The sequence below is a fragment of the Paraburkholderia caffeinilytica genome (assembly GCF_046030355.1).
Lineage (GTDB): Bacteria > Pseudomonadota > Gammaproteobacteria > Burkholderiales > Burkholderiaceae > Paraburkholderia > Paraburkholderia caffeinilytica_B.
Genome location: NZ_JAQQCQ010000014.1, coordinates 88,614 through 102,669 on the forward strand (window position 1 = coordinate 88,614; position 14,056 = coordinate 102,669).

Annotated in this window: 13 protein-coding genes and 1 pseudogene; 5 read left to right on the forward strand and 9 right to left on the reverse strand. The window is 57.5% G+C overall.

Annotated features, from left to right (window positions below; genetic code table 11):
• Window positions 1-411: 411 nt before the first annotated feature.
• On the forward strand, window positions 412-1,296 hold the full coding sequence (locus PQQ95_RS21220; protein ID WP_408440238.1) for a sugar phosphate isomerase/epimerase family protein: 885 nt from the start codon (window positions 412-414) through the stop codon (window positions 1,294-1,296).
• 109 nt (window positions 1,297-1,405) lie between these two features.
• Here the strand turns inward: PQQ95_RS21220 and PQQ95_RS21225 are convergent, their stop codons facing one another.
• Both PQQ95_RS21225 and PQQ95_RS21230 read right to left on the reverse strand, forming a co-directional pair.
• Window positions 1,406-2,290 (reverse strand): sugar phosphate isomerase/epimerase family protein, encoded by an 885-nt coding sequence (locus PQQ95_RS21225; RefSeq protein ID WP_408440241.1) that lies wholly within the window; start codon window positions 2,288-2,290, stop codon window positions 1,406-1,408.
• Between the two features lie 57 nt (window positions 2,291-2,347).
• Window positions 2,348-3,997, reverse strand: coding sequence for a GMC family oxidoreductase (locus PQQ95_RS21230; RefSeq protein ID WP_408440244.1), 1,650 nt, complete (start codon window positions 3,995-3,997; stop codon window positions 2,348-2,350).
• Between the two features lie 846 nt (window positions 3,998-4,843).
• Here PQQ95_RS21230 and PQQ95_RS21235 point away from each other — a divergent pair.
• Entirely contained in the window at window positions 4,844-5,050 is a 207-nt protein-coding gene (locus PQQ95_RS21235) for a DUF1488 family protein (RefSeq protein ID WP_408440552.1), read from the forward strand.
• A 422-nt stretch (window positions 5,051-5,472) separates the two neighbouring features.
• Here the strand turns inward: PQQ95_RS21235 and PQQ95_RS21240 are convergent, their stop codons facing one another.
• The 5 genes from PQQ95_RS21240 to PQQ95_RS21260 form a co-directional block, all read right to left on the reverse strand.
• Window positions 5,473-6,054: a DUF2442 domain-containing protein gene (locus tag PQQ95_RS21240; RefSeq protein ID WP_408440247.1), complete on the reverse strand. Its 582-nt coding sequence runs from the start codon at window positions 6,052-6,054 to the stop codon at window positions 5,473-5,475.
• Window positions 6,055-6,065: 11 nt separating this feature from the next.
• A complete protein-coding gene (locus PQQ95_RS21245; RefSeq protein ID WP_408440250.1) occupies window positions 6,066-7,079 on the reverse strand; it encodes a hypothetical protein in 1,014 nt (337 codons plus the stop codon).
• Window positions 7,080-7,124: 45 nt separating this feature from the next.
• A complete protein-coding gene (locus PQQ95_RS21250) occupies window positions 7,125-7,649 on the reverse strand; it encodes a DUF6088 family protein (protein WP_408440253.1) in 525 nt (174 codons plus the stop codon).
• A 592-nt stretch (window positions 7,650-8,241) separates the two neighbouring features.
• Window positions 8,242-8,790, reverse strand: a complete 549-nt coding sequence (locus PQQ95_RS21255; RefSeq protein ID WP_408440255.1) for an HAD domain-containing protein — start codon at window positions 8,788-8,790, stop codon at window positions 8,242-8,244.
• Window positions 8,787-9,053: a hypothetical protein gene (locus PQQ95_RS21260; protein ID WP_408440258.1), complete on the reverse strand. Its 267-nt coding sequence runs from the start codon at window positions 9,051-9,053 to the stop codon at window positions 8,787-8,789. Before PQQ95_RS21260 ends, PQQ95_RS21255 begins: the two co-directional genes overlap by 4 nt.
• 300 nt (window positions 9,054-9,353) lie before the next feature.
• Here PQQ95_RS21260 and PQQ95_RS21265 point away from each other — a divergent pair, with 300 nt between their 5' ends.
• Complete coding sequence (locus tag PQQ95_RS21265) at window positions 9,354-9,593, forward strand: helix-turn-helix domain-containing protein (RefSeq protein ID WP_116118788.1); 240 nt, start codon at window positions 9,354-9,356, stop codon at window positions 9,591-9,593.
• A 613-nt stretch (window positions 9,594-10,206) separates the two neighbouring features.
• Window positions 10,207-10,806: pseudogene (locus PQQ95_RS21270) on the forward strand (ATP-binding protein); the annotation flags it as partial.
• A 331-nt stretch (window positions 10,807-11,137) separates the two neighbouring features.
• On the opposite strand, the gene PQQ95_RS21275 reads toward PQQ95_RS21270, so the two are convergent.
• Window positions 11,138-11,656, reverse strand: a complete 519-nt coding sequence (locus tag PQQ95_RS21275; protein ID WP_408440554.1) for a hypothetical protein — start codon at window positions 11,654-11,656, stop codon at window positions 11,138-11,140.
• Between the two features lie 364 nt (window positions 11,657-12,020).
• Between PQQ95_RS21275 and PQQ95_RS21280 the strand changes: the two genes are divergently transcribed.
• A complete protein-coding gene (locus PQQ95_RS21280) occupies window positions 12,021-12,551 on the forward strand; it encodes a TlpA disulfide reductase family protein (RefSeq protein ID WP_097391089.1) in 531 nt (176 codons plus the stop codon).
• Between the two features lie 140 nt (window positions 12,552-12,691).
• On the opposite strand, the gene PQQ95_RS21285 is transcribed toward PQQ95_RS21280, so the two are convergent.
• Window positions 12,692-14,044 (reverse strand): sigma-54-dependent transcriptional regulator, encoded by a 1,353-nt coding sequence (locus tag PQQ95_RS21285; RefSeq protein ID WP_408440262.1) that lies wholly within the window; start codon window positions 14,042-14,044, stop codon window positions 12,692-12,694.
• Window positions 14,045-14,056 lie beyond the last annotated feature (12 nt).

Below are 14,056 nucleotides of genomic sequence, written 5' to 3' on the forward strand. Positions count from 1 at the left end.
TTAGCGACGGCCCACCGGTAAAACAGTATATCCGCGCGGCCGCGACGCCAAAACAGTACTATCCTCATATGAGACATAAGACGTGAGACGGCTTCTCATTGCTGCAGCGGTGCTTACCTTGACTGCATATCTGACGCGCACCTATCCCATGGGTGTTGCAGCGGGCACCCCTAAACGGTTTGGCCTCGAAATCGGGAAGCTCGAAGGGTAAACCGCAGCGGCGCTCAGTTGCGCCGTGCGGCGGAGACCCTCGCTCAATATGGACGTAGAAAATGAAACTCAAAGACACTCATCACGAGCAGATTCATGTGCTCGCGCCCCTTCGTGGCTCACGCGGATAGCGACTATCACCTAAAGCGCCCAACACTCGCGCTGTTGCACTCGCGCTGTTGACAAGATGACATCATCTTCATGCAAGGCTTGAATGAAATGAACGGTAAAGACACGAATTTGCTCGCGGCCTTCTGGACGATTGCAGGCGACACGCACCCCAATGACTCAGAATGGATTAGCCCAGACAGCCTCCAAATGCGAGCTGAGGCCGCATCCAAAGCTGGCTGGAAGGGGATTGGCCTAAGCCTGGACGATTGCCGCTACAGCGTGCAGAAGTACGGTCCCCCGGGAGTGCAACACATTCTCACGGACAACGGCCTGGAGTTCTTCGAACTCGAAATCTTGATGGACTGGTACACGACCGATGGCCGTCGCGAAGCATCTGACCGCGCACGCAGAGAATTCCTTGAATTCGGTAGCGAGCTAGGGATGTGCAATCTGAAGGTCGGAGTGAGCCACCTTGACCTGACTCCCACGAACCACAACCAGATGGCCGATGAGTTCGCAAAGCTCTGCGAAGACTTCGGTACCATTAACGCGACGGTTGGCCTTGAATTCATGCCGTTTTGCAAGGTCGCGAGTCTCGCAGACGCACTGCCCATCGTACGGGGCGCTAACCAGGAAAACGGTGGCCTCATCATTGATATCTGGCACGTGGTCCGCAGCGGCACTACCTATGAAGATGTTGCCGCGGTCCCGGCCAATCTTATCAAGGGCATTGAACTCAACGACGCTAACGCAAGCGCAATTGGCACACTGATGAATGACTCGACGTATCACCGGAAGGCTTGCGGTGAGGGAGAGTTTAACTGCCCATCCTTCATCAACGCCGCCAAAAAAGCTGGATTCCATCAGAATTACTGGGGAGTGGAGATTCTCTCCGACTTCCTTCGGAAAGCGCCCGTCGATGTGCGTGCCAAGCACGTCTTCGACACGACCATCGCTCAGTTCAATCCGGTTTGACCCACACGCGTCAGGCGCGATGCACGTTCACGCCACCTTCATCGTGAACACACACTCTGCGTAAATCAATCAAGCCCGTATGTTGTTTCCACGGGCTTCTGCACTTGCGTCAACTGAAGACGAGCGTTTCCAGTTGCCGCTTCATATCCTTCACCACGGCATAGCTGTTGCCTTGCTGTTGCTTTTTGCAGAAGGTCTCACTGCACCACCAGCCGTTGAAGCCCGTCGACTTCACAGCATCTGTCCAATCTCTCAGGTTCAACACACCGCTTCCCGTCGGCACATCTCGCAAAACCGTCTCTACCGGTATGCCACCTAGATACGGCAAGGAGTCGCATACGTGCACACCATAAATGTGTTCGCGCTCAACTTTCGAAAGCTGTTCCGGCGTTGCTCCCGATGTGTAGCAATGCCAGAAGTCGATAACCAGCTTCAGGTTTTCGCGACCGACTAGCCGCACAACTTCAACCTGCTCTTCAATGGAGTTGAGGGGAGCCCATGAGAGTGCTTCAAGGTAGACCGTCAAGCCGTACTCACGCGCGCGGTCAGCGATTTCCGTCAAATTCTTCACGGTCAGCTTCACTTGGTCGTCGTGGCGGTGCTGAAGAAGCCCGGTGTAACGATTAGAATAGCCCTTCTCGCTGAAGTCCATGACCGCCTGGACGTCCAACGGCCCAGAGACAATCTGCACTCCTTTGGCTCCGATGGCATGCGCCAAAATGAAAAGCTCATCCGCTTCCCGAAAGAGCTCCTTCCCGGCGCGGCCTTGCCGCTCGATGTCGACAAGAGCCCCAATCCCGTGGATGACAAAGCCGTCAAGCTCGTTTCGCAGGTCATCAACCGAATAGCCCGCATCGAGATATCTTCGCGCTTTGTCCTGCGATATCTCCACCGCCGAGTAACTTGCGCTTCGCGCGATATCAAGTTCCATAACCAACGTGGAATGCTTCGCGCCAGTCGTATTGAAGGTGATACGGTTTTTATCGAGGAACACCTTTGACTCCAATAATTTCGGCGGCTCGGTGTGGCACACCAATCTACGCTGGTCCGACTATCCGTGGTACTCGGTCAGCATCAACGTTGGACTGGAAAGGCTCCTTCCGCGGATGATGTCTGCTGCCTTCTCCCCAATCATTGTGCAAGCGGCGTTCGTGTTGCCCGACGGAATCTGGGGCATCACTGACGCATCTGCCACTCGAAGATTCTCAATCCCTTGAACTTGTAGTTCAGGGTCAACCACACTGAGTGCGTCGCTGCCCATTCGACACGTCCCGACAGGGTGAAGCGCCGCGCGCGCGTTCTTGCGAAGGTATTCGCCGAGCTCCGAGCGACTCTCGAACTGCTTACCGGGATAATGCTCGCGTTCGATGTATGGTCGTATCGCCGGTTGACTCATGATTTCCCGGCCGATAAGAAACCCTTCAGTCAGCCTGTCAACATCGTGTTGCTCCACCATATAGTTGGGCACAATCCGTGGCGGGTCCCCTGGGTCCGCACTGCGCAGCAACACCTCTCCCCGCGAATGCGGTTGCACATGTTCGAAATTCAGCGTGCACCCGGCCCCCCCCGGAACACTTTCAGTGCCTTCTTCAACACCCGCGCCCACAATAAAGAAATACTGCAGGTCAGGCGGCAGGTCGGTTTGCGTCCCTCGACAGAAAGCGCCCCCCTCAATGAGATTGGACGCGATGGGACCACTGCGCGCGACTGCATATTGAAGTGCGGCCCAAGCTTTCCAGTGCAGCTTTTTAAACTTGTCATAGCTGTCCGAGCCCGCCTTCATCTGATAAACGAGTGACATTTCGAGGTGGTCCTGAAGATTCCTGCCAACACCAGGAAGGTCGGCATGCACCTTGATGTCATGCCGTTCCAGCAGCGTGGCGTGGCCAATGCCAGAGAGCATCAGGAGTTTGGGCGTATTGATAGTCCCCGACGAAACGATGACCTCGCTATCCGCAAAGGCCTGCTTCCTCTCACCTGCAATGGCATATTCGACACCGACAGCCCGTTGCTTATCCACCAGAATTTTGAGCACCTTCGCCCCGACCAACACAGTAAGGTTTCCCCGCCTCTCCGCCGGCCGCAGGTAGGCACTCGCCGAGCTTGAGCGCAGACCATCCTTGACCGCGACCTGATATAGCCCACAGCCATCTTGCACACCTCCGTTGAAGTCAGGGACATACTGAAGCCCGGATTGTTGGCAAGCTTGCAGCCACTTTCGTGTTAGCGGATGGACACTCGCTGGGAAGCTGATACCGATGGGACCATCTGTGCCGTGGTGTTCGTTTGCGAAATCTGCATTGCTCTCCGCGCGTCGGAAGTATGGGAGAACGTCGCGGAACGCCCAGCCGCGAGCACCGGCGGCTTGCCAACTATCGTAGTCTTGCGGGTTGCCCCGCACATACACCATGCCATTGACAGAGCTACCGCCACCAAGGACGCTCGCCTGCACCATGGTGTCGTACTCTTCACGCTCGTAGCCGACTGCAGGCTCCCAACGGTAACGCTTAAGTAGCTCGCCCTGCGCAGTCTTGTAGTACGTGCCAGGGAATCGAATATACGGGCTTGAGTCCCTGGGACCCTCCTCAAACAGAATGACCGTCACCGATGGGTCTTCCGAAAGACGCGACGCGACGATGCAGCCTGTAGTTCCCCCACCCACGACCAAATAGGTTGCTGTCGTTGAACGAAGCTTGTTCATCTTGTATTTCGAGAATAGTGAAAAGACAGCTTCGCGGCATGACTCGCGTTGCGTCTATGAGATAGAGCCTCTTCGAACGCTCGCCCAGTGGCGCCAGAAACTCGACTAACCAACCGCAGACGGATTTCGGTCGATATGAACAAGTATTTTCGACCAAATATCCGCGTTCAATTTCGCAGTTCCGCTGTTAGCGACGCACAGTGACGCATATGTGCTGAGCCCGCCGGCTAGCCATCCGACTGACAATGGCAGCGCGTCACTTAGCTTCAGCAACTCACGAGAGTGCGAAATTGACCAAAAAATTTTGAACGAAGACGCTAAGCCTCTGGTCTCGAACCTGTCGAGAACGTCTTGGATTAGACCGGCGCATGATGGGGCACATCGTGGAGTACTGCCGCTAATGGCCTTCGATACGCCATCTACGGCTGCCCCAAGATTTAACAGAGGATGGAAATCTCAAGCCCTTCACTTCGCACGCACGCATGCATCCAATTGACATGTTCGCCTTGGTGGATTCTGCGCTGCCAGCACAATGGATTGGTTTTGTTGCACTTGGCGCAGTGGCGATTTTGACTGCTATCAGCATTGCTTTTGTTCTCACCGAAATCAGAAGCACGCGCAAAACTAGGTAGTTGACTATGTGGGGCCAAATGCGTTGATGTATTTATGTCTTGATAAGCTATGGTCACGGCACCGAGGCCTGATACTAAGCCTAACTCACAGAATGTCGCTCTAACGAGCGTCTCACGGCGAGCGGCGATTGAATGTAAAGCTGAGGATGAGATGCTTGCAATGAGAGGACGTCCCCGTTTTTTTGCCGAGGGGCGGCTACCGACCTTCACCCTGATGTCGCAGGGTCGAGGTATTGCGTGCGCGGTAACTCGCGATGCGCTGGAACGACATTTTCTGTTTCGACGGGAATCCGATGACGCAACGCTTGTCTCGGCTTTCGAACGCGGACTCAGAAGAATACTGGAGGTGGCCGACAGGAAAAGTCGGGCATTGCAGGGTGCTCGCATTCTCGTGACGGCCGCAGACCTCGGAACGGCATGAGGTGCATAATGGTACGTGGCCAAAAGCCGCAAATCACGGTGAAACCGCGTTGAGGTTCGGGAGCAGCTCGCATGGAAGTGAACGTTTTTTTTCACTCCCTGAGCAGGTCGTCTTCAATCTGAGTGCGAAGTACTGCGTCCTCGCCGCATCTCGTTTCGCCTTATAGCTGCGTGCCGAATTCTCGTCGATGACGGTCTCGCCGTCTTTACCAACACTTCCCCGCAGTTCGCTGCGTTGAAGGAGTCGGAGCACATGTGCTCGACTGACGAATATGACGTGTGCTACCTCGTCTACCGTCCCACCAGACCTCCGATACGGCGCTTCCTGAGATGCGCGACGACGAGGCAACGCCAGCAGCAGCTAGCTCTCGCGCAACACGAGCAGCACGGCGATGCACAAGCGAGCCTTCGTGCAGTTGGCTGTTACCAAGCCAGCAAGACACGCAGCCGTTGCATAAGCCAGTCCGTTTCAACGCGCGCCGTCCACCCTTTGCGTTCAATTGCTCTCCTCATGCGGTTTAGGGTAACGTCGCGCGAATGCTGAGGATGCTTCGCCGCGTCTTCAAGGGTCTTTCGAATAAGCTGCTGCGCGAGGTCTTCGCACATGTCCCACCTGACCCATCGCTCCTCCGCGGTCAGGCCGACGATAAGCCTGCCGTCAATCCATCTGCCCGCAAGTTTTGGCTGCGTTCCTGACAGCAAGGCGGGTGTGGGGTCCCAAGGAAAACCGTCAGGTACCTGCGAGGTCAACCGTTCATCGCGATGGCACCTCTCAGCGTCGCGCATCAGTTCGGCGACACTAATGTCTTCATCTAGCCGGTCCCATCTAAGACCAGCACCGGACGCAGAAATGCGGAAATCGCATCGTTGCTCAGGGGTTGCCACCCATAACTTCGAAAACCTCCGCAAAGGAATTCGCAGTATGCCTCCGTGTTTCAGAAAGACATTCAGACTATCGTCTTCCACATTTACTTTGATTGCTATCGGTCGAATGCGACTTATCATGGTACCGCTCTTTAGCGGCGAGCGCTTTGCGCGACGAGATGGGTGATAACTCGCTTCGCAACGTCCACAAAGCTCCTCGCTTTGCCGGTCGGGACCGTTTCTGATTGCAAAGCGGTGCCTGGAGCAGCGACGATTCGAATCTGAACGTACTCACCGACGACCGCGATTTGCACGCACGCTTCAGGTGTCGCTTTGTCATCCCCGACCGCTTGACGTTCAACGAAAAGGCTAAATGTGCGAGCGTCTGGGTACGGACCTAGCGGCCATTCGTAGCCATGCACATGCAGTGCCGTAGACGCGCTGTCCCACATTGGCTTCCTTGGGTCCACGTCGGCCGCAGCCGTGTAAAGCGGGTCAACGCCTTTTGGTTCAGCCTCGTGACTTCCGTTGTACATTCTGACGGAAGTGCGCGACCACTCCGCAGCCCACGCCGCGGCCATTCGACTTACTAACTTGAATCCCTCTTTGTTCTTCAGCACTTCGAGCGGGCTTCGCTCACCAAGGCTTTCACGCGGAGAAGTTAGAAAGTCCAGCCGTGCGTCCGACGGCGCTGTCGCAATGACCCGGCAAATTTCGGATACGCTTCCTCGCTGATTTGCCGGAACTGCTAGGGAAGCGGCGAAATACTTCACGCCGTCCACTTCAAGCATGAAAACACTGTCGTCTGAGAGAAGCGCGGCAAGCCTTTGCGGGGTTAGGCTGCCGCGTCTGCAAAATTCCGCTTTTGAAATCAAGTCCCCGTTTGCAATCATCTCGCGCCGAGAGGTCAACGCCTGCTGCCACAAATTCGCGCGCAGGATATCCTCGCTAACATCTTCGCCCGCTTCCAGATAAGCCTCTAGAACAATATGCTCAATACGCGCGATGACTTCATCTGGCAAGTATCCAACCTTGATGCGGTCCGTCGCCGCCAGCTGGAAGTTGTTTGCAGCAATTTTGCGCACAAGCGCGGACGCAACGAACTGCGCGAGGTCGAACTCCGCGTCAATGCGCCGCATCGCAATGTCCCAACCGCTATCAGCCACGAGCTACTCCAGACGCAGAAGGCAAAATGGGCATTTCTCGTATCTTCACGGTTGCGGCTCCTTAGGCATCCGCTTGCTGCTTCGCTCGTAAGTGACAGTCCTGCTACCCAGCGAAATGCGTCGCGAAATACGACGTCGCCCTGTATCCGCTATTGCAAGCATAGGTACCTGGGTGGTTTTTCCTGCGTTGTAGTCCCGAGCGAGCTGGCCGTAGCCGACATCTATGTCTAGCTTGCGAAAAGCTTCTGCCGCGATTTCCTCAAACGTCGCTGCCGGTGCAGGTTCGCCGGTGAATTTGTTAAGTCGTGTCTTGGCGTAAATTCCGAGCCCGACTCGTACCAGCCGCTTGGTCTTAACCAGCTTGGACAAGACTCGGCTAAGTTGCGCCGGGCTCCCAAGAGCGGCAAGCTCCGAACGCAGAATCACAACGCTGTGCCGCCTAGCAATTGAACGAGTCACTCGGTCCTTGAGTTTCACCGCGATTGTTCTCAATTCGTATCGTTGACCGCCAGTGCCCCCGAGGTCGGCAACTGTCCCATACCAGCATGTATGGCACGGCGCACCGCGCATTCAGCATCAGCCACCTCAGATTCCAATGTGTGAGCCCGATAGAGACGAGGCAACGCATAGCTTTATTGCCTGTCTCCGCGACGCATGCGCTGCATCAAGTCCGCGACCGCAGGATGGTGTTCCCTGCTTGCAAGGTGAAGTAGGACGGCGAGGCCAATCTCGGTAGGTGAGTGAGACGGGTCGACGCGCATGCGTGCGATTTTTACCAATGACTGGCCAGTAGCAACAGCCTCACCTCGAATTCGCCCCGATGTGTCGATAGATACGGTGAAGCGCGCGGCCGCATCTTGCACTTGCCTACATTCGCGTTCGACGAAGACAGTAATATTCGTTACGCGGGCGCGCTTTGCGCGTGCTGCCGGCTCAAGACGCGCAACCGCATTTTCGTCAGACACGAGCTGCGCGCTTTCGTATCTCGCCAGGGCATGGTATGCGTCGACCCAAATGTCGGTGCCACCGCCATGCTGAACGCAACGTCCGTATAGAACCTGAGCCCATTGCAAGTTAGACCCAAATTGCCCTGTGTACACTCCAATTACGATGCCCTCGTCCTGTCGAAATATCGTGTTCTCAATCGCATAAACTGCCATCACTATTCCCGCTGATACATGGCAGCCAGTTTTGCTTGCAGTTCCGCTAGCACCACTGGCGCGCTAATTCCTAAGACCTCATGTGTTCGTATCAGCTTCTCCCGACACCATGTTGGCCAGTGCAGGTAATCGTCATCAATAGCCAACCAATCATTCGGCCTGCGGCGCAAGACGTCTGCCCAGACTTGCATTCCCCGTGGCGCTTGCCGAAACAAGTCCACGTCCATTGCTTCGTGATACGTCGCACCTATGACTCGAGCTCGCAATTCTGGCGGCAATTTGCGCGCGACCCTCACAACGCTTTTGTAAACGCGTACCCACGACGTCGACAACACGATTCGAAGGTCTGGATACGGCAACAACACCTTTTCAAGTACTCCTACGTTCTCGAACAGTTTGTGACCGGTGGGCGATTCGATGTACGGCCCTCTACCAGGGCGCAGATGGACATTTTCAGGATGCAACACCCCGTCAAAGTCCAAGTACAGGATGAATCCGCCCGTTGCCGCCGGTGGGGGCACAGCGGGCGGTGGTGCTGACAAGTCGTTCATCTGCCCATCTTTGTGTTGTCGTACAGCCCGACTTCTTGCGAAATACGCGCTAGCTCGCGAAGCGCCCTGCGTGCAATTCTCTGCGGCTTGCGTCGGTAAGCTTCTGCTTTTGTCCGAGGCACGAACCTACGACCGCGGCGCACTGTTACTGGCCGCAAAGTGTGTTTCCGCAACAGCTTTTTGACCACGTACACCCGCGACACGAAAAGCAGCCGTGCCAACTCGGCAATTGACATCAGGTCGTGACTTTTGGCGGTAGCCATTCATGAAATCCTGCCTCTCTCCGGTCCAAGTTTGTGGAGTTTTCGGGTTCTTTGGCTGCTCCGCTGGCAAGCAGCAGTCACATCTTCGATTTCGATGTTTCCATCCCGAGGCCGTGTGCCAACAACTAGAAGCGGACTCCGTCGTCGCCGTGGATAGCTCTGACGAGCCCTAGGTCGGTCGGCGAAGCGCTTCAGAAACTCAAATACATCTTTTACGACGTATTTTAGTCTTTTACGCTCTGTACGCAAGAGGCTTTTGACGGAAAACTCTGTCCTTCTTAGAATTTTCTAAAAAATTGCATGTTGTTAAGGAAGGCTTTTGGTCTCTCGATTAGCTCTGAACGCAAGGCGCGAAATTTGACGCAGGCGCAACTAGCTGAGCTGGCCGACGTCCACCTGTCCGCCCTGAGCGCACTCGAGCGGGGCTTACGACCTGCCAGTCTGGATACCTTGGAGACTGTTTCGCAGGCGCTTGGCGTTCCGCTTTCAATCCTGTTCCGGCGAGCGGAAGACCTGCAACAAACAAACCCTGACCGATAGATGGACTGGCCGCAGCGTCGCCTTGGCAAAGTGTTCAGAGACTCAATTGCGCTTTTTTTAGACGAGATACAGACGAGGGCCTGTCAAGTTAAGCCCAGGCGTCACCGATGATTTTTACGCGGACGGCGTTCGCGAAGGCCACGATGTGATTGATGAACGGCGTCTGACTTGTTCGACAGTCAAAGAGGTGGATTGGCAAGCCAAGCTTCGACGACATCTTGACGCCAACGAAGAAGCTCGCGGTCAGATAGAACCGCACGGGGTGGCAGCAGCCAAGGGCGGTGTCTTGCTCGCAGGATGATTGTGCGCAGAGATAGGCCGAGGATGTCGGCAAGTTCGCTGGAGTCAAGGTAGCGGTACGGCGTAGAGGTGGAGGCTGATTTCATTCAGCCTGTAGACAGCCGACTTTAGCAGCCTATGGCTTCAACGCATGACCATCTTATGTAGGTCCTGCGTTTGCCTCTCTGGTGCCCGCACGCATGCCATGAAAGCAATTTGATAAATTTGTAACGTGGATGGCCGCCGTTTCACATCATGAAATGATGTGTAAACCTTGAAAACCATCAGTCCTCGCTGCGCGAGGATTGACAACGGCACAAACCAAAAAAGCTAACTGCCGGAATTCGACCGCCATGTGCTGGAGACCTTGCGCGAGCCCCTCGAGGCCGGCCGCATCACCATCTCGCGCGCCGCGCTGCAGGCGGATTTTCCAGCTGCCTGCCAGTTGATCGCCGCAATGAACCCGTGCCCCTGCGGATGGCGCGGCGACCCCAACGGTCGCTGCCGCTGCACGCCGGAAATCGCGGCGCGTTATCTGCGCAAGCTGTCCGGGCCGCTGCTCGACCGGATCGACATCCAGATCGAGATTCCTGCGCTCACGCCGGCGGAGTTGTCCGCACGTTCCACCGTCGCCGGTGAATCCAGCGCTTCCATCGCACTGCGGGTGAATGCCGCCCGCGGACGGCAACTGGCAAGGCAAGGCAAAACCAATCGGGAGTTGGGCGGACGGGAAGTGGACGAGGTCTGCCGCCTCGACGCCGCCGGTGAAGCTTTGCTGCGCCAGGCCGGCGAGCGCTTCGGCTGGTCGGCGCGTGCTTACTACCGGGTTCTGAAGGTGGCGCGGACCATCGCCGACCTCGCCGGCACCGCCATGCCGAGCGTCGCGCAGATCGGTGAAGCCATTCAATATCGGCGGGCTTTTGGGTCGGTATAAGGCGAAAAATCGGCTGTCAAGACTTGACTTATGCACATGCGCGCGTTCCAGACAGATCTGGAAACATCTGAAAGGCACACGCAAGCATGCATTCCAAAGGCATTGATTCAATTGAACTTTTTTGACTGATCCGAGCGGACTGAATCTGACAGAATGCCCACGGGATGGGCATCTCCGGCAAAAAATGCGAAGTTCTCAACAGAGTTATCCACAGGACCTGTGAGTAATCGGAAAACTTCAACGTAAACCGGGAATTAGCGCGCGATGCTACGAAGAAACTTTCACTGTGCACTGCAAGCTGTCGCGCGCGGAAGCGGCTAAAACTACCGGCTCAATACAGCTGGAACGACGAAAAAAACTGGTCGACCTGCTCCTGCTGCAAGGGCTTCGACGCAATGATCGCGGCCTGATACACGTGGCGGCCACGCGCCACCAGTCGCGCGTAGACGGTGCGCGTCTCGTGTGCCGAGCCGGCCTCACCGCTCAGCTTCATTTCCAGACCCGGCACCTTACCGCCGGCGGCGAGCGGGATTTGCACCGCGTGCGTGTCAGGCGCGGCGCCGACGTTACGGGCGAGGCCCGTGCGCAGGAATTCGAGGGCGGCACGCTGCGTCGCTTCGTCGTCGCTCGGCAGCATCACGGTGCCGACCGCGAACACGGCGTTGCCGGCTTCGGCTGTCTGCATCGTCATCTGCATAGGCTTACCGTCGATCTGGACCGCGCGCTGGTCGTTGTCCGGCTTCGCCGGCAGGTCGACCGTGTAGCCGTTGTCGTTATTCATGATGGTGCGCCAATCGAAAGTCGGCGAACACGCGGCCAACGCACCGCCCAACGCCAGCGCACAGGCCACCGTGCGGAACCCCGCAAGCGCTCGCTGCCAGCGAGACGCGGCGCCGGCCGGGCGGCCGTCCGCCTGGGTGACATTGACGTATGAAGAACGGATAACTGGACGGCCAAACGGGACTATCGAAATTCGGGCGAAGAAGCGAAAAGCGGTTCGGAGCATGGGGACAGAAGATCGGGCGGCCAGGAACGTAAAGTCTTATTATCGCTTCCCGGGCGGCCCGCTGCCGTGCAGCCGGAATGGGGCTACAATAGCGACGCTCGGCCGCAGCGGATTTAATCGTCCAGAAGCCGGTCCAAACGCAGTCCCAAAGCAGTCCCAAGCCAACGCACTGTCCCGCGCGCTCCGCGCGACTTTCGAGGTTCCGTTCATGAGCTCCACCCCGTCCACCGCCGCACGGCGCGCGAATCCGCTTCGCATCATCATCATTGCCGTCGTGGCTGTCGCGATTGCGATTGCCGGCTATTTCGCGTTCGCCGGCCAGCAGCGCGTGCCCGATGCGACCTTTACGTTGCTGTCGGGCCAGAAAGTCTCGACCGCCGACCTGAAAGGCAAGGTCTACCTGGTCAACTTCTGGGCGACCAGTTGCGACACCTGCATGAAGGAAATGCCGCAGATGGTCCAGACCTATAACCGCTTCAAAGGCAAAGGCCTCGAATTCGTCGCCGTCGCGATGAACTACGACGCGCCGATGTACGTGGCCAACTACACGCAAACCCGCCAGTTGCCGTTCAAGGTGGCCATGGACGACGGCTCGGCCGCCAAGCAGTTCGGCAACGTCCAGCTCACGCCGACCACCTTCCTGGTCGACAAGGACGGCAAGATTCTGAAGCGCTACGTCGGCGAGCCGCAATTCGCGGAACTCGACCAGTTGCTGGAAAAAGCGCTGAACGCGGCCTGATTGCCGCCTGGTGTGAGCTTGGTGGTGTCCTGCTTGCCACCTCGCTGGAACCTGATTGCACGAAAGTCTGAAGTAAAACCCTCTGCTCCAAACACGCCGGCGGCGAGGTCCGACCTCCTCGCCGCCGGTGCTTCAAATCCTCACCGTTCCCCTTCCCCTTTGGCCGCGAGGCCATATCGCTTGATCTTCTCGTAAAGCGTCGCCTTTCCTAGCTGCAGCTTGTCCGCCGCAACCGCGACGACCCCGCCGGCCTGCTCCAACGCCTCCGCGATCACCGCCCGCTCGAATTGCTCGACCCGCTCCTTCAACGGATGCGTCGCGGCGTCGTCGGCGGCGAGAGACATGACGGGGTCGTCGGCCACGCCGAGCACGAAGCGGTCGGCGGCATTGCGCAGTTCGCGCACATTCCCTGGCCATTCCCGTTGCATCAGGCTGGCACGCTGCCGGTCGGTGAGAATCGGCGCCGAGCGCTGATAGCGCACCGCCGCATCCAGCAGAAAGTGTTCGAAGAGCGGCACGATGTCCTCACGGCGCTCGCCCAACGGCGGCAGCGCGATCGTCACCACGTTCAGCCGGTATAGCAAATCGCGACGGAACGAGCCGTCCGCGACATGCTCGGCCATGTCGCCCTTCGCGGCGGCCACCACGCGGCAATTCACGCGAATCGGCTGATTCGAGCCGAGTCGTTCCAACACACCGTCCTGCAACACGCGCAGCAACTTGACCTGCAACGCGAGCGGCATGCTCTCGATTTCGTCGAGAAACAGCGTGCCGCCCGAAGCATGTTCGAGCTTGCCGATCCGGCGTTTCGCCGCGCCGGTGAATGCGCCGGGTTCATAGCCAAACATTTCCGACTCGAACATCGGTTCCGGCAGCGCGCCGCAATTCACCGCGATAAACGGTTTGTCACGGCGGGGCGACAGTTCATGCAGACTGCGCGCGATCAGCTCCTTGCCCGCACCGGTGTCGCCGTTGATCAGCACCGATGCGTCGGTCGGCGCGATATTCGCGATCAGCCGCCGCACCTGCTCGATCGCCGGACTACGGCCGATGATGCGCGGCGCCACCGTGTTCTGCCCAGCCAGTTCACGACGCAGCGCAAGGTTCTCGAGCACCAGCTTGCGACGTTCCAGCGCACGTCGCACGGTTTCGATCAGCCGTTCGGATGCGAAGGGCTTTTCAATGAAGTCGTACGCGCCGTCACGCATCGCCTGCACGGCCATTGAGATATCGCCATGGCCCGTGACCAGAATCACCGGTACGTCCGGCGCGCGCTCGTGGCACTGCGCGAGCAGTTCGAGCCCGCTCGCGCCAGGCAAGCGAATATCGCTGACAACCACCCCTGAGAAATCCGCGCTGATCATCTTCGCCGCGGATTCCGCCGATGCATGGCCGACCACCTCGAAGCCCGCCAGTTGCAGGCTCTGCACGCTAGCGCGCCGCACCAGTTCGTCGTCTTCGATATACAGCACCTGCAAGCCGTCGTTCAGCATGTTGTTCTCGTC